This window comes from Sorangiineae bacterium MSr11954, assembly GCA_037157815.1.
Lineage (GTDB): Bacteria > Myxococcota_A > Polyangia > Polyangiales > Polyangiaceae > Pendulispora > Pendulispora albinea.
Window position 1 is genome coordinate 656569 of sequence record CP089984.1, and the last position, 18706, is coordinate 675274.

Here is an 18706-nt window from a genome sequence, read left to right on the forward strand (position 1 = left end):
CCCTCGGATTCCTGTCGCCGGACGGTGCTATTTTAGCAGAGTCGCGGGCCCTTGAGTCAGCTTCTCGTTGTGGGATGGCCAAAGGTTGTCCCATGATGGTGGGGATGGAACGAGGGGGCAGGGGGCCGAGCGCGGTGCGCACGATGGGGCGCTCTGCTGGCGTGCTGTTGCTCGGGGGGCTCGGGTCGATGGCCGCGATGGGCGGTGCGGCGGCGATGGTTGCATGCGCACGCGAGGACGAGGCGCCGGACGTGCGCGCGACGACGTCGGAGGCGCTGCCGCTCGGGGTGGGCGATGGGCTCGTGATCAGTCGGGTGTATGGCGGTGGTGGAAACAATGGGGCGCCGTACAATCGGGACTTCGTCGAGATTTTCAATCGCTCGAATGGGGCGGTGTCGCTGGCGGGGCTCTCGCTTCAATATGGCGGCGGCACGCGGAATTTCGGCGCCGTCACGGGTGACGCGGGGGTTGCGACGGCCGTGTTCGCATTTCCGGACCGGATCGTGGAGCCGGGGCGGTACTTCCTCGTGGCGCTCAGCACGGGCGCAAATGGGGTGGCGCTGCCGAACCCCATCGATGGCGACGGAATCCTCGCGCTCAGCGCCACCGAGGGAAAGATCGCGTTGGCGCGCAGCACGGCGCCGCTCAACTGCGGTGGGACCAGCCGATGCGGGAACCACCCGGACATCATCGACATGGTCGGCTACGGTGGCGGGACCGACTACGAAGGCCGCGCGACCCCCGCGCTCAGCAATGTGAACGCCGCCTTCCGCAATGCTCGGGGATGCGCCGACACCAACGACAACGCGGCGGACTTCACCGTCGGCCAAGTGGCATCCCTCGCGCCGCGCAACAGCGCGACCGCCGCCGTCGATTGTTCGACCCTCCCGCTCGACGCGGGGGACGACGATGCAAACGACGACTCTGGCGCCGCGCCCGTCGATGGCGGCTTTGGAACCAAAGACGCCGGCCGCACCCCGTTCGATTCCGGGCCCGCCCCTCGCTACAGCGCCGACGGTCGTTTCACGAACGAGCTCGATGCGACCTGCGCCTGCCGAGCTGCGGGGATGCCCGGGGATGCGAAGCTGGGGCTCGGCGTTGGGGGTGCCCTCGGCTTGCTTCTTCTCCGCACGACTCGACGCACAAAACGAAGAAGCTCCCTGCCACGACGGTAGGGAGCTTCTTTCTGGGAGCCTATCCGCGCTCGAGCGAAGCGGACGAAGCGTCCGCTCGAGCGAGGCAGACGAAGCGTCTGCTCGAACGGCGCTTACTGCGTTTCCTCGAACTCGGCGTCGATGACGTTGCCGTCCTTCTTGCCTTTGCCCTCGCCGCCGGAGGTTGCATCCGGACCACCGTTGGGCGGTGCGCCGGGTGCGCCTGCCGCGTCGCCGCCGGCACCTTGGTACATGACGCTCGCGATGCGGTGCGCTTCCTTCTCGAGCTTCTCGAGCAGCTCTTGCACCTTGGCGTCGTCTTGTTTCTCGATGGCGTCGCGGCCCTCTTTGATGAGGGACTCGAAGGTGGACACGTCGGCCGCCTGCAGCTTGTCCTTGTTCTCGTTGAGGGTCTTCTCGAGCGAGTAGCAGAGGTTGTCGAGCTTGTTGCGGCGCTCGACTTGCTCGCGGCGGGCCTTGTCCTCGGCCTCGTTCTCGGCGGCCTCTTTCACCATGCGCTGGATGTCCGACTCGTTTAGGCCGGAGTTGGCGGTGATGGTGATCTTCTGATCCTTGCCGGTCGCGGTGTCCTTCGCGTGGACGGAGAGGATGCCGTTGGCGTCGATGTCGAAGGTGACCTCGATCTTGGGCACCCCGCGCGGGGCCGGCATGATGCCCTCGAGGTGGAACTTGCCGAGCGTCCGGTTGTAGCGGGCCTCCGTGCGCTCGCCCTGAAGAACGTGCACTTCGACGCTCGGCTGGCTATCCGTGGCCGTCGAGAACACTTCCTTCTTCTGCGTGGGGATGGTGGTGTTGCGCGGGATCATCGCGGTCATGATGCCGCCAAGGGTCTCGACGCCCAGCGAGAGCGGGGTGACGTCGAGAAGGACCATGTCCTTGACGTCGCCGGAGAGAACGCCCGCCTGCACCGCGGCGCCGATGGCGACCACTTCGTCGGGGTTCACGCCCTGGTGGGGATCCTTGCCGAAGAACTTCTTGACCGTCTCCTTCACCAGCGGGATGCGGGTCGAGCCGCCCACGAGGACGACCTCGGCGATGTCCGACGGCGCCTTCTTCGCGTCCGACAGCGCCTTCTTCACGGGCTCCATCGAGCGCTCGATGAGCGGCGTCATCATCTGCTCGAGCTTCGAGCGCGACAGGCGCATGTCGAGGTGGACCGGGCCGCCGGGGCCGACGGTGAGGAACGGCAGGTTGATGCTCGTCTCCTGCACGCTCGACAGCTCGATCTTGGCCTTCTCGGCCGCTTCCTTGAGGCGCTGGAGCGCCATCTTGTCCTTGCCGACGTCGATGCCCGAGGTCTTTCGGAACTCCGCGACGAGCCAGTCGATGATCAGGTTGTCGATGTCGTCGCCGCCGAGGTGCGTGTCGCCGTTGGTCGAGATGACCTGAACGACGTTGTCACCGACCTCGAGGATCGAGATGTCGAACGTGCCACCACCGAAGTCGTACACGGCGATGATCTCGTCGCTCTTCTTGTCGAGGCCGTAGGCGAGCGCGGCGGCCGTGGGCTCGTTGACGATGCGCTTGACGTCGAGACCTGCGATGCGTCCGGCATCCTTGGTGGCCTGGCGCTGGGCATCGTTGAAGTACGCCGGAACGGTGATGACCGCTTCCGAGATCTTCTCGCCGACGTAGTCCTCGGCGGCCTTCTTGAGCTTCTGGAGAACCTTGGCGCTCACCTCCGGGGGGGAGGCCATTTTGCCGCGCACCTCGAACGCTGTGTCGCCGTTGGGAGAGCGCACGGCCTTGTAGGGAACTCGCTTGAGTTCTTCGGCGACCTCCTCGAAGCGGCGTCCGACGAAGCGCTTGGCGCTGAAAATCGTGTTCTCGGGGTTGGTAACCGCCTGGCGCTTGGCGATCTGACCGACGAGGACCTCACCCTTGTCGTCCCACGCCACCACGCTCGGCGTGATGCGAGACCCCTCCTCGTTCACGATCACTTTGGGTTCTCGACCCTCCATGATGGCCACGACGCTGTTCGTGGTTCCGAGGTCGATGCCGATGATCTTGCCCATGGTTTTCGTCCTTTTTGCCTTCTCGTCGAGTCAAAGAATTTCAATGTCAGAAAACTGCAACCCCTATTCCGCGACCTGCACCCGTGTCCCGCGCGATGGCTGCCGGGCTGCCGGGCCCTAGAACTTCCCTACAGAGGGGCAGGGGGGAGCTCGAGGAAACGGGTCATAGTCCAGCTCGCGGTCGCTGTACCCAGGAAATCTCGCCAACCCGAGACATGCCCCGAAAAGAGGAGGACAGGGCCCCGGATGTGGCCGAAAAAGCCTTTGGTTGCCGAGGAATGCCGGGAAGCTAATCACATGGACGCCGCCGTCAACGGCTCCGGCACGGAGTTGGCCTTGCCATGCGGCGTCCCCGACCTCCGTTATGGTGAGCCCTGGTGAGCCTCGGCGAGCCTTGGCACCTGCCGGTCGCGTCGGGTAGCGTAACGGACTGCACCGACCGCCACGTCTAGGTGGTGTATGGATTGCCGCGATGCGTGGGCCCTGGTACAGTCCAGACCCAATTTATATAGGGGCATCGGTCACATGGGTCTTCGGGCAGGCACCCCGCTCGCTCCTCCCGGCGCGGCCGACCCAGCTTCGCATGCGACAGCCCAAGCAAAAGAACACCATGATGATGACCCCGCGGGGCGGGGATGTTCCCCCCACGGAGGAAACGCACGACCCTTCGGCGGCGCGGCCAGATTGGCCCGAGTTGCCCGAGCTGCCCTCCTTCACCGTTCAGCAGGCCGACGAATTCGTGGTCTCGCGGCCCGAGAGTCTCCTCGCGCGCGATGAACGCGATGAAGGTGCAGCGCCCTTCGGTCCGGACGAGGACACGATCCTCGAGCGGCACGCCGGGACGGGACTCATCCGGCACGATGCACCTCTGAACGAGGCGCTCATCGACTCGGATGCGGCCAAGGTCGTGCGCCGTTTGGAACGAAGCGGCTACCAGGCCTACCTCGTCGGAGGCTGCGTCCGCGATCTTCTCCTCGGCGGAAGACCGAAGGACTTCGACGTGGCGACCAACGCGCGCCCGGAGGACGTGCGAGGTCTCTTCCGCAACTGCCGCATCATCGGCCGGCGCTTCCGGCTCGCGCACATCTTGTTCGGTGGCGGCAAGGTCATCGAGGTGGCGACCTTCCGGCGCAAGCCGCAGCTCGAGTCCTTCGGCGAGGACGAAGCGCCCCCCAGCTACGACGATCTGCTGATCCGCAGCGACAACGTCTTCGGCGATGCGCACGAGGACGCGCTCCGCCGCGACTTCACCATCAACGCCCTCTTCTACGATCTCGATCGTCGGCAGGTGCTCGACTGGTGCGGCGGCATGCAGGACATCCAGCGGCGCGCCATCCACACGATCGGCAACCCCATCGTGCGCTTCCGCGAGGACCCCATCCGCATCCTTCGCGCGATCAAGTTCGCGGCCCGGCTCGATCTCGGCATCGATCCCGACGTCTACGAGGCCATGGTGGGCTGCCGCGACGAGCTCGCCAAGGCCGCGCGACCCCGCATCTTCGAAGAAATTTTGCGCCTGCTCCGCGGCGGCGCCGCCCATCGTTCGATGTGGCTCCTCTGGGAGACCGGCATGATGGCGGTGCTCATCCCCGAGCTCTCCGCCTTCCTCGACGACGGCGACGCCACCGACGGCGGCGCCGATCGATTCTGGCGCAGCATGGACGTCATCGACGCGATGACCAAAGAGCGCGGCGGCGCCCTGGACGATACGGTGCTCTTCACCACGCTCTTGCGCGAGCCCTTGGAAGAGGCCACCGCCGGGGTTCGCGATCGCGGTCAGGCGGCGCTGGAGTTCATCGATCCGGTCATCGCCCGCATCGCCCTTCCGCGGCGGGTGGCCGATGCGATGCGCGGCATCGTAGCCCTCAAGCCGCGCCTTTGGGCCGCGGCCCGCGCCTCCTCCAGCTCCGAGGCCCCGCGGCTGGGCCGCCTCGCGCGCAGCGACGTCATCGTCCAGGCGCTCGACGTGGTCGAAATCGATCTGCGCGCCCGCGGCGCCGACGTCTCCGGTCTGCAAACGCTCCGCCACGAGCTCCCGGCGGACATTTACGATCGCAACCGCGGCGGCTCCTTCCGCCGCAGCGCCCCCGTCCGCCTCGGTCGGCGGCCTGCGCGCCGCTGATTCATGGGCGGCGCGTCGCCGAGCGTGGGGATGCGCGGCCGGATCGTGTAGGACTGTGGGACGATGAGCCAATCTGCCCGCGGTACCTTCCACGTCACGATGAACGCCGAGCCTCCCTACGATGTCGCGGAGGGAGCCAAGCTCGGGCGGGTCTCGATCACCAAGCAGTTCCAAGGCGATCTCGAGGCCTCGAGCACGGTGCAGATGCTGAGCGCCGTCTCGGAGGTAAAAGGGTCCGCCGGCTATGTGGCGATCGAGCGCGTGACCGGCGCGCTCCACGGGCGGCGCGGTAGCTTCGTGCTCCAGCACAGTGGGACCATGAACCGTGGGAAGGCTTCGCTGGTCGTGATGGTGGTCCCCGATTCGGGGACCGCGGAGCTTCGAGGCATCGCCGGTACGCTTGCCATCGACATCGTCGACGGCAAGCACTTCTACACCTTCGAGTACACGCTCGAAGGTTCCGCGTAGGCGCGCTTACGCTCCGCGAAGCAGCGCCCCGAGCTCGGCTGCGGTCGACACGGGGAGGGAGCACGTTTGCCCGCGGCAGACGTACGCCACGGGGCCTTCGCCCTTGGCTTCCTTGCCCTCGGCGAGGACGGCGCAAGCCTCGCGGGACGAGGGATCGCTCTCGTCGAGCCAGGCGACGTTGCGGTTGGGGATGTACGTGCGGAACGTTTCGCGTGCGAGCGCGCGGGTGCGCGGATCGCCGCGCTTTCCGACGAGGACGATGTCGACGGTGCCGCGGGTCAAGCGATCGGCGGCGATGAGGGTTTGCCCCAGGCCGAACGGGTTCTCGGCGGCCGGTCCGGCGAGGCGTTCGAGCTCGGCTACCGCGGGCTCGAGGTAGGAGGGATCGACCAGGCTGCCCAGCCGGAGGAGCAGCAAGCACGTCATGGCTTGTCCGCTGGGGATCGCTTGATCGTACGGATCTTTTGCGCGATGAATGAGCTCCTCTCCATCGCTGGGCGAGAAGAAGAAGCCGCCCTCGCCTTGGGCCTGGCCGCCGCCGTCGTGGAAGCGCGCGAGCAGCGATGCCGCAATTTTGCGGGCGGTCGCCATGTAACCGGGTTCGCCGGTGGCCTCGTAGAGATCGACGGCGGCGTTGGCGATGTACGCGTGGTCGTCCAAAAATCCAGGCCCCTTGACGATCTCGCCCTTGATGTGACGAAGGACGCTCCCGTCTTCTTGGACGAGCCGAGCCCGCACGAAGGCGAAGGCGCGTTCGGCGAGGCCCAGCATGGTTTCGTCGTCCAAGGCGATGGCGGCGTCGGCGAGGGCGCCGATCAGGAGCCCGTTCCAGCCGGCGAGGATCTTCTCGTCGCGGAAGGGTTTGATGCGTCCTTCGCGGGCCTCGAAGAGCTTGGTCCGCACCCGCTCGAGGAGCTTCTCCGCGCGATCGGGGGCGATGCCGAGATCGTGGGCCACCGTCTCGAGCGGGCGTGGGGTGTGGAGCACCGTTTTGCCGCTCTCCTCGAAGTTGCCTCGGTCGGTCACGTCGAAGTAGGCCAGCGCGAGGCGGGTGGCCTCGCTCGAGGTGCGCGCGTCGTAGCCGTCTTCCTCGGGCTCGTCGGCGGCGAGCGCGCTCTTGATCTCGTCCTTGGACCAGACGAAAAATTTGCCCTCCTCGCCCTCGCTGTCCGCGTCTTGCGTCGCGTAGAAGCCGCCGGCGCCGTCGGTCATCTCCCGCGCGACGTACTGGCCGATGGCGCGCGCGGTGTCGCCGTAGCGTGCCTCGGCGAGGGCGCGGTGCGCGTCGGTGTAGAGGCGAAGCAAGAGGGCGTTGTCGTAGAGCATCTTCTCGAAGTGCGGCACTAGCCAGCGCTCGTCGGTGGAGTACCGGTGGAAGCCGCCGCCCAGGTGGTCGTAGATGCCGCCTGCGCGCATGGCGTCCAAGGTGATGGCCACGTGGGCGCGCGCGGCCACGTCGTCGTCCAGGGCCGCGTGGCGCAGCAACAGATCGACGGACATGGTGTTCGGAAATTTCGGTCGTGTGCCGAAGCCGCCATGGTGCTCGTCGAATCGTGCAGACAGCTTGGTCACGGCTTGCGCGAGGCGCGCGCCCGCGGGCACCGCGTGGATGGCGCGCGCGTCGGCGGCCGCCTTTTCACCGGAGCGCTCCAAGGCCGTCGCGGAGGCGATGGCGCGCGTGAGCTCCGTGGCTTGCAGATCGACCTCGCCGCGTCGGTCGCGGTACGCTTGCGCGATGGCCTGCAGCACCTTGGGGAAGCCGGGCATTCCATAGCGGTCTGCGGGCGGAAAATAGGTGCCGCCGAAGAACGGCTTCTTCTCCGGCGTGAGGAACACGGTGAGGGGCCAGCCGCCGTTTTGGCCCATGAGTTGGACCACCAGCTGATAAATCTGATCGAGGTCGGGGCGCTCTTCGCGGTCGACTTTGACGTTGACGAACAGCTCGTTCATCAACTTCGCCGTCTCCACGTTCTCGAAGCTCTCGCGCTCCATCACGTGGCACCAATGGCAAGCCGAGTAGCCGATCGACAGCAGGATCGGCCGGTCCTCCCGCACGGCCCGCCCGAGCGCCTCGGGGCCCCACGGATACCAATCGACCGGATTCTTCGCGTGCTGGAGCAGGTAGGGAGATGCTTCCTTCGCGAGCCGATTTTCGTGCGATGCCATGCGAAGGACGCTAGCACTTACGTGGATGCCGAGGCCCGCACGTTCTTCTCCGTCGCCCGATTCGGTAGCTCTCGCTCAACGAGCCCTGCTCGAGGGGGTGGGCGCAGAAATCGCCGCGAGCTTTCCGGGGGTGACCCGTCTCGGCGGGCAGATCGTGGCGGCCCTGTATCTGGCGGATGGGCCGCTCTCCATGGACGACCTGAGCCTCACCTTGGGGCGCTCGAAGAGCAATGTTTTTGGCAACCTCAAGAACCTGGAAGCGGCCGGCATCGTCGAGCGCCAACGCGTCTCCGGCGAGCGCTTCGACGCCTACGTTCTACGCGGCAAATACCCCGACGTCATCATCGGCGCCTACCTCGCACGTCTCCGCCGCGTCGTGGCCGACAAGCGCGCCCTCTCCCAACGCGCCTTGACCCTCCTCGGCGACGCCCGCGGCAAAGACGCCGACGCTCTCCGCACCCGCCTCCACGATCTATCCCGCAAATACGATCGCTTCGGCGTCCTCTTCGAGGCCCTCCTCCCCGGCACCGACGGCCCCTTCGACCTCGAAGCTTTCCTCGACGCAGTCCCCGTCCAAGTGCTCTCGGTGTTGGCTACGGTGGCTCGCCGCGCGGCGGGGTTGTCCGCACCGCGCGAGAAACGGAACGGGAAAAAGTAGATTTGGGTGCTCCGCACCCGGGGGAGGTGGGGTTGGGTGCTCCGCACCCGGGGGGAATGGGTTGGAACTTCGCACCCGGGGGAAGGGTTGGAGCTTCGCGCCCGCGGGAGATGGGTTGGAGCTTCGCACCCGCGGGAGATGGGTTGGAGCTTCGCACCCGCGGGAGATGGGTTGGAGCTTCGCACCCGGGGGAAGGGTTGGGCTTCGCACCGGGGGAAGGGTTGGAGCTTCGCACCCGGGGGAAGGGTTGGGGCTTCGCACCGGGGGAAGGGTTGGAGCTTCGCACCGGGGGAAGGGTTGGAGCTTCGCACCCGCGGGAGATGGGTTGAAGCTTCGCACTCGGGGGAAGGGTTAGAGCTTCGCACCCGGGGAGATGGGTTGGAGTTTCGCACCCGGGGAGATGGGTTGGAGTTTCGCACCCGGGGGGAAGGGTTGGAGCTTCGCACCCGGGGGAATGGGTTGGAGCTTCGCACCCTTGGGATGGGTTTGGGTGCGAAGCACCCAAGATAGAGAAATGGGGTGCTGAGGGCTCTTGGAGGGTGGAGCGTGCTCGAGCAGGGGTTACGCTGCGGTGATTTCGACGCGGAGGAGTTTGCGGCCGATGAAGAGGTAGTCGCCGTGCGAGAGCTCGCGCTCGCCCTTTAGACGGACGTAGGTGCCGTTGCGGCTATTGAGGTCGGTCAGGCTCAGTCGACCGGCGCTCTCTTCGAGCTTGCAGTGCGAGGCGCTCATGTAGAGGTCCGTTGGGAAGTTGAGGTCCCCGCCCTCGCGGCCGATTTGGAGGCCTTGGTTGCGCGCGCATACGGTCATGCCGGTGGCGCCGCCTTGAAGCAGCTGGGTGATGCGGAAGGGGCTCTGGTGCTTCGGCGAGGAATAGAAGTAGGTCCCGTCGGGCGCGGGGCCGTCGGCTTGCTTCGGGGTGGCGTCGATGCGAAAAAGTTGCTCGCCCGCGAGGAAGTGATCGCCGACGGAGATGTCGACGGTGCCGCGCACGCGCAAGAAGACGCCGTTGAGGGAGCCCTCGTCGCGGACGACGAGCTTCCCGCTGCGGTAGAAGAGGTTCGCGTGCTTCGGGGAGACGAAGGGATCGTCGGGGAACACCAGCTGCCCGTTGCGGCCTACGATGTGTTGCTCGGCGTTGAGCTGGTACGACAGGCCCTCGACGCCCTCCCCCCGAATGAGAATGAGCTTCGCTTTGCCCGGAACTTGAAGCTGACCGAAAAACTGCGTGCGGGCGTTCAATATCTCGGGAGGAATTGCAGCACCGCACCGGCCGCAGAACTTGTGTCCCATCGGCACGGGGGTCGAACACGACCTGCATACGAAGTTTTTCGCTTGATCCATGAGTTCCTCCAGACTCAATCCGGATGCAACGTGCCCGAGCACACCTTTGGTATGCGCACCCGGTGGCTGTTGTAGACCATGATTTTCCGCTTCGCGTAAAGATGTCGACGCTTCGCGCACGCGTCCCGAGACGCGGCTGTCGAACGCGCCCGACGACGAAACGGCCGAATCTCCCAGTCTTTGACCGGGAACACGACCCGCGGGCGGCGCCGGAGCAGGCGGCGATTTGGCCACGCCCGACCATGCCTCACCGGCGCGCGGCGACGTCGTGTCGAGTTGAACGGCCCCGGACGAGGTGCGCCGCGGCCGCAAAGGATCCAGAAAGATGCCCGCCGAGGGCGGCGGTGCATCGCTCCACCCCTCGGCCAATGGAGCGTTCGCAGCCTCGGTGCCCGTCGCAAGGTTGCCGAGTTCCTCCGCCTCCAGCTCCACGTGTGTGTCGCGCGCGGTCGAAGGTCCGCCGCTTGCAGCGCCTGCAGATACAGCTTCCGAAGCACTTCGAGGAAAGAGCGCGAGAGCGTGCCCACACGATGGGCACGTGGCGGTCTTCATCGGGCTGTACCAATCGCAACGCCCGCAGACGATGCCTAGCTCAATCTCCATGGGGTAATTTCGGGCGGAGCTTATCAGATGTGTTTGTGCGCGTGGTTCGCGTGCGGCTCGCCTTTGAACCGATTCGCGGTGGGACGAGGTTAGCCGAGCAAGAGGTCGAAGCCTACTTCCGCGCCATTTTTGCCGTTTCGGGCAAAGACGGAGCCCCCGTGCGCCTCGACGATGCGCCGGACCAAGGACAGACCCAACCCCGTCCCCGTACCTTGGACGGCTCGGGTCCGCGCGCTATCCCCACGCACGAAGGGGTCGAAGATGCGCGGTAGAAGGTCGGGTGCGATGCCCGGACCCCGATCCCACACCTCCGTTCGCAGCTGCCGCACGGGCTCCGCGCCCGGCGCTTGCCCGGCCCGCGACACATGGACGATGAGCGGCTCCGACTCGGGGTGACCGTGCGCCCGCGCATTGGCCAGCAAATTGTGCACCGCGCGGCCCAGGAGCGCCGCGTCGATGCGGACCACGGCCGTCTCGAGGGACTCGTCCTCCACCACCAGCTCGACGTCGCCGGCCCGCTCGGTGGCGATGCGCGACCGCAGCCAGGAAAGGTACGCGACCTGCTCCGTGCGCAAGTCCGTGAGGCCCGCGCGCGTCACCGCCAATAGGTCCGAGAGGATGGCGTCGACCTCGACCAAATGGCGCTCCACGCGGTCCAGCGACGTGGACTCGGGCGAGGTCTCTTCCCGCGGCATGCGTTCGGGCGCGCGCTCGGGCGAGGTGGGATCCGATGCTTCCCGCGGCGCGCTGGCGTCGCGCGCGATCTCGAGCGCCACCCGCGCGCGGCCAAGGGGAGACCGGAGCTCGTGGCTGATGGCGGCCAACAGCTCGCGCTGATCGCGGAGCGTTCGCTCGACGCGCTCAGCCATGGCGTCGAAGGCGCCCGCCACTTGATGCACCTCGTCGGACGTCGCCGCGGTGCCAATGCCGCTGCGCGCGGCCAGCTCCCCCGCGCCAAAACGGCGGGCGGCGTCGGCCACCCGCTCCAGCGGGCGCGCCAGATCGCGCGAGACGCGCTGGGCGGCGATGACCAGGACGATGGCACCCGCGAGGACCCCGGCGAACAAACGCCACCAGCGCATGCGCGGCGCGCCCGTGGGGAAGGTCACGGCCCCGAGCACATTCTCGCGGCGGCCGATGGGGATATAGCCCACCCCATCGTCGAAGAGAAAAATGCCGGGGGAGCGCCGCATCCGATGCGCCGACGGCGGGATGGCACGCGGATCGCGTCGAAGCTCGAAGGCGTAGCCGGAGAGCTCGCGCATCTCGGCCAGGTACGCCTCGGCGGCTTTGGGATCGTCCCAGATGGCCTCGAGCCGCGCGGCCAGGGTGCGCGCCATCATCCCGCTGGGCGGGCGCGCCGGCTCGGGGCGCATGATGGCCACGGTGATGGAGCTGGTGACGACGGCGATGACGATGGCGGCGAGGAACCAAAGAAAGAGGCGCGTCTTCAGCCGCTGCACGACGTCACCGCTTCACGGTCTCGCGTGCGTTTGCGCGGGTTGCACCAGCACGTACCCCACGCCGCGCACCGTGCGGATCCTCCGCGGATCGCGCGGATCGTCGCCGAGCTTTTGACGCAAATGGCTAATGTGCACGTCCAGCGACCGATCCACGGAGGGATCGTAGCCGGCGTTGCTGCCATCGGCCTTGACGGCGGCCGCGAGCTCTTCGCGCGTCACCGTCTGCCCTACGCGCCGCGCCAGGGCCGCGAGCACGCGAAACTCGAACGACGTGAGCGGCACGGTGCGATCGCCCAAGGTGGCCGTGTGCCCAGGGACGTCCACCCGCAGATCGCCGACCTCGAGCACGTCCGAGCTGCCCGCCGTGCCGCGCGTGCGTCGAAGCACCGCCTTCATACGCGCGAGCAGCTCGCGCGCGTTGTACGGCTTGGGGACGTAGTCGTCGGCGCCGAGCTCCAGCCCCACGATGCGGTCCATATCGTCGCCGCGCGCGGTGAGCATCAAGATGGGCAAATCGGGCCGGGTTTCGCGGATGGTGCGGCACACCGCAAAGCCATCCATGCCGCCGGGCAGCATCACGTCCAGCAACACGACATCGATGGCCGCCGTGCCATCGAGGCGCTCCAGACCTTTTGCACCCGTAGCGGCATGTTCCAGCTCCACTTGGTGAGAAGCCAGGTATTCGCGCAAGAGACGCGCGAGCTCGTCGTCATCGTCGATGAGGAGTGCCCGAATCATTTCCCGTACCCCGCTGGATGGCGGGTGCAAAAAACCATTGGACGACATTGTCGCCGCGAAAAATCGTCCGGGTACGTAAAGAAAAGTAAGCTCATGCTAGGGTAAAGGATTGCGGCCGTTTCCCGGGAGAGGACAACGGGAGGCCCTTGGAGGATCCCCGTGGAGCTACGTCGGACACCCCGCGCACCAATCGATCTGCTCGTCGAGTTTGCACCCAAATCGGAGACAACGGATCGTCGCGGCGGCCGGGCGAAAGATATTTCCATCGGGGGAATGTTCGTGGAAACCCCTGATCCGCCGGGGTTCGGCGCGGAGGTCCTGATCGAGCTGACCCTCCCCGGCGAGCGGTCCGCGTTCGTGCTTCCAGGGGTCGTCCGCTGGACGGACCGGGATGGCATGGGGGTCCAGTTCCGAACCCTGAGCGCCCGCGAAACCTTCGCCATCACCGAGATCGTGCGCATCGGCGAGCGACGCCGCTAGCCCCTCCCGAGGCGAACCGCGCTATTCGCTCGAGAGCGGGATCTCGATATCGCCCCCGCGGGGGAAGCGGGTCTTGTAAATGATTCGCGACGCACACTCCTGCGCTTCCGGGGCGAGCGGTGGATTGAATTGTGCCATGCGCACCATTCCATCGTCGCCAATCTTGAGGGAAAGCTTGGAGCTGACCGTCACGTGCACGGTCGCCTCGCGCAGTTGATTCGCCACGCAGGCGCGGACCCCCTTGGCGATGATCTCCTCGGACCGCTGCGAGGGAGCCGCCGCCGGGTTGCCGTTGGCCGTCCGCGCGCTCGCGGGCTTTTCGGGCTGCGCAGCGCCTTGCACGTCGCGTGCATCCCGCGCGGCCGGGCGCGTGCCCTCCGTTCGCGCTTGTGCGAGCGGCACCGCGGCGCGAACCGATGCCGGCGCACGATCGATGCGGAAGGAGGCCAAAAGGTTCGCCGTGTCGAACTCCACGTGGGCCGGCGCGGTCACCGTGGTCCCCTCGGTCAAACCGGCCAAACTAGATTGTGGCACCGCCCCGATGGCTACGACGCCCTCCGTCAAATCGACGGTCACGTGCCTGCCTTCGCGCGACACGCGCAAATGGGTGCCGTGGACGGCGACCCGCACCCCATCGATATCGACGGCAAAAGCCTCACCCTGCGGCACCGGCGCGACCTGCGCTTCGACCGCCCCTTGGGAGAGGGCCAATGTCAAAGGCATTTGCACGTGCCGCACGTCGACGTGCGAGCGCTCCTCGAGGAGCCATGTCACCGCGGGCCGCGCCTCTTGGCCGCTCACGAAGGTGGCGCGCGCATCGGTCGTCTCCACCGATTCGGACGCGCCGAGCACGTGCCCGGGCTCCGCGACCTTCCCCGCGATGCGGATATCGCCGCGCCCCTCGCGCGTTTGAAATGCGGCCGCCGCGGACTCGGCTCCCAGCTCCGAAGAAGGCGAAGAAGGATGGTTGCGATCGGCGGCCCCGCTTTGGGTGGCTTCCGCGAGCGGCCCCTCGCCAGGCACCGCGGGCGCCGGGTGCCGGATCACGAAGATCGCGGCGGCGGCGGCCGCGACGAGCGCCGTGCCGCCCCAGAAATATCGGGAGCGCGCCAAGGTGCGGGCGGGGAGCACGGGGATGCGATCGCGTTCGGGCGTGGCTTGCTCTTTGGTGATGCGCGCAAAAAGCTTGGCGTCGACGGCGGAGAAGTCGCCATCGGGCCCGCGGCCGGGTGGGACGAGATCCTCGCGTACTTCGCGCAAGATGGCATCGAGCTGCGCCTTGGACCGATCGCGTTTCATGTCCCTCCCCCGTCCTTCACGTCCACGTCTCCTTCGACGTCGACCAACGATTTCAAACCTGCCAGCGATGGCTCGTCGGCCAGCATCGCTTCGATCTCGCGCCGCGCGTAAAAGAGGCGCGTGCGCACGGTGAGCACGGGCGCTTCGACGATCTTGGCGATCTCCGAGGGCGCGATCCCTTCGAGCTCGTGAAGGATGAACACGATCCGTTTCTTCTCCGGCAGGCGCTCGAGGAGTCGCGAGAATGCTCGCACACGCTCCCGCCGGGCTGCGTCTTCGTCCGGCAGGGCCACGCGGGTGTCGGGATTGAGGTCCGGCGGGGCCTCGTCCGTCAGCATCGGCCGGCTGCGTGCCGCGCGGCGGTGCATCAGGACCACGTTCACGGTAACGCGATGCAGCCACGTCGAAAATTTCGATTGGCCGCGGAAGTCTTTGAGGCTGCGGTAAACCTGGAAGAAGACCTCTTGCACGACGTCATCGAGATCGGCGCTCACGCCGAGCATGCGATAAACCAGCCGCGCCACATCGGTCCGATGCCGCGCATAGAGCGCGCGAAACGCCGAGGTGTTCCCGCGGATGGCGTCCGCAAGGATCGTATCGTCGGCGGCCGGGACGACGAGGGCTCCCGTGCTCAGCGTTCGCGCTGCCGTTGCGGCTGCCGTGCTGGCCGGGGAAATGCTTTCCTCCGGGTTCGTGAGCGCACCTCCGGACTTGCGTCCGTCCGGACTCATGCGCCAACCCCGCAAGAGGTCGGAATCATAAACGAGCGCTGCACCCACCACGCTCTAACGTTGCTTGCGAAAAGCGCAACATTCACTCCGCCCTTCGGCCTCCGTGGAGCTCGAGGACTTGCTGGCAGGTCCGCCTTCGGGCTCCGTGGAGCTCGAAGACTCGCGGACATAGGCGCTGGCACGCTGACCGGAGCGCGATGCCGCGGGCGAGGAGCGCTAAAGGCGGACGCGAGGGGCGCGGCGGCGGTTTGCGAGGTCGAGCACGTCGAGTGACACGAGGACGACGACGATGACGAGCGCAATGGGCAGCATGAGGCCCATGCTGCAGGGAAGCTCCAAAGAGGGCTAATTTTCGGCATCACGACGCAATGCGGCGCAAGCCATCGAGCCGACTTTCTCTCGATTGCTGCGCCGCAGTGTGATTCTTGTACGTTGGGGCGGGCCCGATGGCCCGACGGGACCTTAGAAAAGTGCCTTGAGCTGCACTTGCTCTTGCTTCTTCTGCTCGAGGACCCGATTGACCGCGCGCAGGATGCGGTTCTTGGTCGGCCCGCTCACGGTGCCGCCGGTCAGGGCAGCATTGAGGGCGCGCTGCGTCACGGGGCGTCCGCTGTGCGGCTTGCGCGTCTCCTTCTCACCCTTCTTGTCGCCGTCGCCGATCTTGGCTTGGCGCTTGGTCAGCCGAATCGTGCGGTCTTCGCGGGTGAGGCGTTCGATCTGGCGCGAGGCAACCAGGACGCGCCGCGGGTCGATCTTGTTCGAGGCCAGGAGCTGAGCAAACTTCGTGTCGGACATGGGGCGGGGACCTTAATTTAGAGTTGTCCCTCGCGCAAGGACCCTTGCCCCGCCCCGCCGACCGATGCGGGAGCCTGTCCGGGACAAGACTCGGACAGGTTTGGGACAGTCCGGGACACCGCGCCAAGCCACGAAATGGCTTTTTTTCTGCGGCAAGCGGGGTGGCATCGCGCCTGCTGAAGGTCGCGGTCGTGCCCTCCCCCGCCTCATCGCACCTCCGCGCATATATCGACCCGCTCCTCACAGTGGGGCTCGCCATCGCCAGCGGCGCACTTCTCCGCCGTTACCCATACGAGGTGGTGGCGGCGGGGCTGGGCACGGCGTGGTTGCTCGTAGCCTCGGCCGGGCACGAACCGCGGGATCGCGCGGCTCGGATCGTCGTGATGGTGGCGGCCGCGCTCGGACTGGGGCTCGGGTGGGCTCGCGCCGGCGCGGTGGTGGCCGCGCACGAGCAGGTGCTCGCCCAAATCGACGACGAGGCGCCCGGCGTTCAACGGTGCGATGGCAAGGCGCGCGTGATCACCTCACCGGTGTTCGCCCGGCAAACCCTGCGCTGGGTGGGCGAGGTCACGGAAGCTTCGTGCGGCGATCGCACGATCCGCACCCGATTCGCCGCGACCTTTTACGATAGCGCCCCCGAGCCCGGCGCAGCGCTCGCGCGCGGCGACGACGTCGAATTCATCGCGCAGCTCGGACCGCCCGAGCGGCTCACCAATTTCGACACGGCGGATCCCGTCCCCAACGAGGTCCGCCGCGGCGCCGTGCGCTCCGGCGGATTGCTCGACGTGCGCGTGCTCGCGCGCGGACGCGGCCCGCTCGCATGGATCGACCGGGCCCGCGCCAAGGTGCGCGCCCGCATCGAGGCCACGTTTCCAGTCGATACCGCGCCCATGGCGCGCGCCATGGTCCTCGGCGAGAGCGATCTCACGCCGGACGACGACGACGCATTTCGCGGGAGCGGCCTTTCGCATTTATTGGCCGTCTCCGGGATGCACCTCGTCTTGGTCGTCCTCAGCCTCACCAAGGCGCTCCACGCCCTTTTGATCCGCATCGAAGCGGTGGCCGCCCGCATCGACGCGGCGCGGGTGGCGAACGCGATCGGCATCGTGGTTTCGTTCCTCTACGCCGATTTTGCGGGCGCCAGCGGCTCCGCGCTGCGCGCCGCATGGATGACCACGGCGATCCTCCTCGCGGGTGTGCTCGGGCGCCGCGGCGATGGGGCGCGCGCGCTCGGCCTATCGATTGCGGGAATGGCGCTGCACGATCCGCTGGTCGCGTACGATGCTTCGTTCGTCCTCTCCGTGCTGGCGACCGCGGGCCTCTTCGTCCTTCGCCCGGCCATCGATGCGGCGCTGTCGCGGGTGACGCATTTGCCGTCGAAGCTGGTGCAGCCGCTGGCGGCCACCTTGGGCGCGACCCTCGCATGCGCGCCCGCGACCTTGGCGTTCTCGCCGACCTTGCCCTTGGGTGGCGTGGTCGCCAATTTGCTGGCGGTGCCCATCGGCGAGGTGCTCTCGCTCCCACTGTGCCTCGTTCACGCGGTGCTCTCGCCGCTTCCGTCGGTCGAGCGCGGGTGCGCCACGGTGGCGTCCTTGGCGCTGACCGCGGTGCGATGGATCGCGCGCACCGCCTCGCAGCGGGCGACGTGGCTCGCGATCCCGGTGCCGCCGCCCACCCGCGCCCAGCTCGCGGTGCTCGCCTTTGCACTGGCGGCGTGGGTGCTCACCCGCGCCAAACCACGTCGATGCGCGGCGATCCTTGCGGTATCGGCCGCGCTCGTCGTGGGCCTGGAGCTCGAGGCACGCGCGCGGGGCGCGCCGACGGGGCGTTTGCGCGTGACGTTCTTGGACGTGGGGCAGGGGGACGCGGCGCTCATCGATCTGCCCAACGGGGAGGCGATGATGGTCGACGCGGGCGGCATCGTCGGCAGCTCGGTCGACGTCGGCGCCCGGGTCATCGCGCCGACCTTGCGCGCCCGCCGCCGCGATGCGCTGGCGCTCGTCGTCTTGTCGCACCCGCATCCGGACCACTTCGGCGGCTTTGCCACGGGGCTCGACGCGGTGGCGGTCCGCGCTCTGTGGGACACGGGGCAAGGGGAGCGTGAAGGGACCGGCGGTGGTTACGCGGCGCTGCTCCGGCTCGCGCGCGACAAAGGCGCCGCCGTGCAAAGGCCGGAATCTCTCTGCGGAACGCATACGGTGGGCGGCGCCACGGTGGAGGTCCTGGCGCCATGCCCGGGGCCCACCCCCGATCGCGGGCCAAACGACAACTCACTGGTGCTTCGTTTGGGCTACGGCGCGCGCCACATTCTGCTGACCGGCGACGCCGAGGCCGAGGAAGAGGGCGATCTCCTGCACGCGGGGAGCCGGGCGCTCACGGCGGACGTGCTCAAGATCGGCCACCATGGAAGCCGCACCTCGAGCTCCGCCGCCTTCGTTTCGGCCGTGAAGCCGGCGGAGGCCATCGTGTCGGTGGGGGCGCGCAATCGTTTCGGGCACCCCAGCGCCAAGGTTTTGGCCACCCTGGAGCGAGCGAAAACGCGCATTTGGCGCACCGATCGGGATGGTGCCATCGCGGTCGAGACGGATGGGCGTTCTCTCCTCGTGAAGGCCGCAGTGGAAGCCGCGGCGCCGGCGAAGTAGCATCGCG

Annotated in this window: 14 protein-coding genes; 6 read left to right on the plus strand and 8 right to left on the minus strand. The window is 67.4% G+C overall.

What is annotated here, in order from left to right:
* Nucleotides 1-143: 143 nt before the first annotated feature.
* Nucleotides 144-1175 carry a lamin tail domain-containing protein gene (locus LZC94_02710; GenBank protein ID WXB16193.1) on the plus strand — a complete coding sequence of 344 codons (1032 nt, stop codon included), beginning with the start codon at nt 144-146 and terminating at the stop codon, nt 1173-1175.
* Nucleotides 1176-1267: 92 nt separating this feature from the next.
* Here the strand turns inward: LZC94_02710 and dnaK are convergent, their stop codons facing one another.
* Nucleotides 1268-3190: a molecular chaperone DnaK gene (gene dnaK / locus LZC94_02715; protein ID WXB16194.1), complete on the minus strand. Its 1923-nt coding sequence runs from the start codon at nt 3188-3190 to the stop codon at nt 1268-1270.
* 583 nt (nt 3191-3773) lie between these two features.
* Between dnaK and pcnB the strand changes: the two genes are divergently transcribed.
* A complete protein-coding gene (pcnB, locus tag LZC94_02720; protein ID WXB16195.1) occupies nt 3774-5312 on the plus strand; it encodes a polynucleotide adenylyltransferase PcnB in 1539 nt (512 codons plus the stop codon).
* A gap of 63 nt (nt 5313-5375) precedes the next feature.
* A complete protein-coding gene (locus tag LZC94_02725) occupies nt 5376-5780 on the plus strand; it encodes a DUF3224 domain-containing protein (protein ID WXB16196.1) in 405 nt (134 codons plus the stop codon).
* A gap of 6 nt (nt 5781-5786) precedes the next feature.
* Here the strand turns inward: LZC94_02725 and LZC94_02730 are convergent, their stop codons facing one another.
* Nucleotides 5787-7946 (minus strand): thioredoxin domain-containing protein, encoded by a 2160-nt coding sequence (locus LZC94_02730; GenBank protein WXB16197.1) that lies wholly within the window; start codon nt 7944-7946, stop codon nt 5787-5789.
* A gap of 97 nt (nt 7947-8043) precedes the next feature.
* Between LZC94_02730 and LZC94_02735 the strand changes: the two genes are divergently transcribed.
* Complete coding sequence (locus tag LZC94_02735) at nt 8044-8604, plus strand: MarR family transcriptional regulator (protein WXB16198.1); 561 nt, start codon at nt 8044-8046, stop codon at nt 8602-8604.
* 561 nt (nt 8605-9165) lie between these two features.
* Here LZC94_02735 and LZC94_02740 read toward each other — a convergent pair.
* From LZC94_02740 to LZC94_02750, 3 genes are all read right to left on the minus strand, one after another.
* Nucleotides 9166-9948 carry an FHA domain-containing protein gene (locus tag LZC94_02740; protein ID WXB16199.1) on the minus strand — a complete coding sequence of 261 codons (783 nt, stop codon included), beginning with the start codon at nt 9946-9948 and terminating at the stop codon, nt 9166-9168.
* Between the two features lie 692 nt (nt 9949-10640).
* Nucleotides 10641-12014: a HAMP domain-containing histidine kinase gene (locus LZC94_02745; GenBank protein WXB16200.1), complete on the minus strand. Its 1374-nt coding sequence runs from the start codon at nt 12012-12014 to the stop codon at nt 10641-10643.
* A gap of 12 nt (nt 12015-12026) precedes the next feature.
* Nucleotides 12027-12752 carry a response regulator transcription factor gene (locus LZC94_02750; GenBank protein ID WXB16201.1) on the minus strand — a complete coding sequence of 242 codons (726 nt, stop codon included), beginning with the start codon at nt 12750-12752 and terminating at the stop codon, nt 12027-12029.
* A 159-nt stretch (nt 12753-12911) separates the two neighbouring features.
* Here LZC94_02750 and LZC94_02755 point away from each other — a divergent pair, with 159 nt between their 5' ends.
* On the plus strand, nt 12912-13232 hold the full coding sequence (locus tag LZC94_02755; protein WXB16202.1) for a PilZ domain-containing protein: 321 nt from the start codon (nt 12912-12914) through the stop codon (nt 13230-13232).
* Nucleotides 13233-13253: 21 nt separating this feature from the next.
* Here the strand turns inward: LZC94_02755 and LZC94_02760 are convergent, their stop codons facing one another.
* The 3 genes from LZC94_02760 to LZC94_02770 form a co-directional block, all read right to left on the minus strand.
* The gene (locus LZC94_02760; protein ID WXB16203.1) at nt 13254-14531 is read right to left on the minus strand and encodes a FecR family protein; all 1278 of its coding nucleotides are present in this window, start codon (nt 14529-14531) and stop codon (nt 13254-13256) included.
* Complete coding sequence (locus tag LZC94_02765; GenBank protein WXB16204.1) at nt 14528-15262, minus strand: RNA polymerase sigma factor; 735 nt, start codon at nt 15260-15262, stop codon at nt 14528-14530. The genes LZC94_02760 and LZC94_02765 overlap by 4 nt, the downstream gene beginning before the upstream one ends.
* Before the next feature lie 462 nt (nt 15263-15724).
* On the minus strand, nt 15725-16057 hold the full coding sequence (locus LZC94_02770; protein ID WXB16205.1) for a hypothetical protein: 333 nt from the start codon (nt 16055-16057) through the stop codon (nt 15725-15727).
* A gap of 191 nt (nt 16058-16248) precedes the next feature.
* On the opposite strand from LZC94_02770, the gene LZC94_02775 reads away from it, so the two are divergent.
* Complete coding sequence (locus LZC94_02775; GenBank protein WXB16206.1) at nt 16249-18699, plus strand: DNA internalization-related competence protein ComEC/Rec2; 2451 nt, start codon at nt 16249-16251, stop codon at nt 18697-18699.
* Nucleotides 18700-18706 lie beyond the last annotated feature (7 nt).

What these genes read in the sequence shown, in the direction of transcription:
- LZC94_02710 (WXB16193.1), top strand. Translation starts at nt 144, where the DNA reads ATGGGGCGCTCTGCTGGCGTGCTGTTGCTCGGGGGGCTCGGGTCGATG.
- dnaK (WXB16194.1), bottom strand. Translation starts at nt 3,190, where the DNA reads ATGGGCAAGATCATCGGCATCGACCTCGGAACCACGAACAGCGTCGTG.
- pcnB (WXB16195.1), top strand. Translation starts at nt 3,774, where the DNA reads ATGCGACAGCCCAAGCAAAAGAACACCATGATGATGACCCCGCGGGGC.
- LZC94_02725 (WXB16196.1), top strand. Translation starts at nt 5,376, where the DNA reads ATGAGCCAATCTGCCCGCGGTACCTTCCACGTCACGATGAACGCCGAG.
- LZC94_02730 (WXB16197.1), bottom strand. Translation starts at nt 7,946, where the DNA reads ATGGCATCGCACGAAAATCGGCTCGCGAAGGAAGCATCTCCCTACCTG.
- LZC94_02740 (WXB16199.1), bottom strand. Translation starts at nt 9,948, where the DNA reads ATGGATCAAGCGAAAAACTTCGTATGCAGGTCGTGTTCGACCCCCGTG.
- LZC94_02750 (WXB16201.1), bottom strand. Translation starts at nt 12,752, where the DNA reads ATGATTCGGGCACTCCTCATCGACGATGACGACGAGCTCGCGCGTCTC.
- LZC94_02760 (WXB16203.1), bottom strand. Translation starts at nt 14,531, where the DNA reads ATGAAACGCGATCGGTCCAAGGCGCAGCTCGATGCCATCTTGCGCGAA.
- LZC94_02765 (WXB16204.1), bottom strand. Translation starts at nt 15,262, where the DNA reads ATGAGTCCGGACGGACGCAAGTCCGGAGGTGCGCTCACGAACCCGGAG.
- LZC94_02770 (WXB16205.1), bottom strand. Translation starts at nt 16,057, where the DNA reads ATGTCCGACACGAAGTTTGCTCAGCTCCTGGCCTCGAACAAGATCGAC.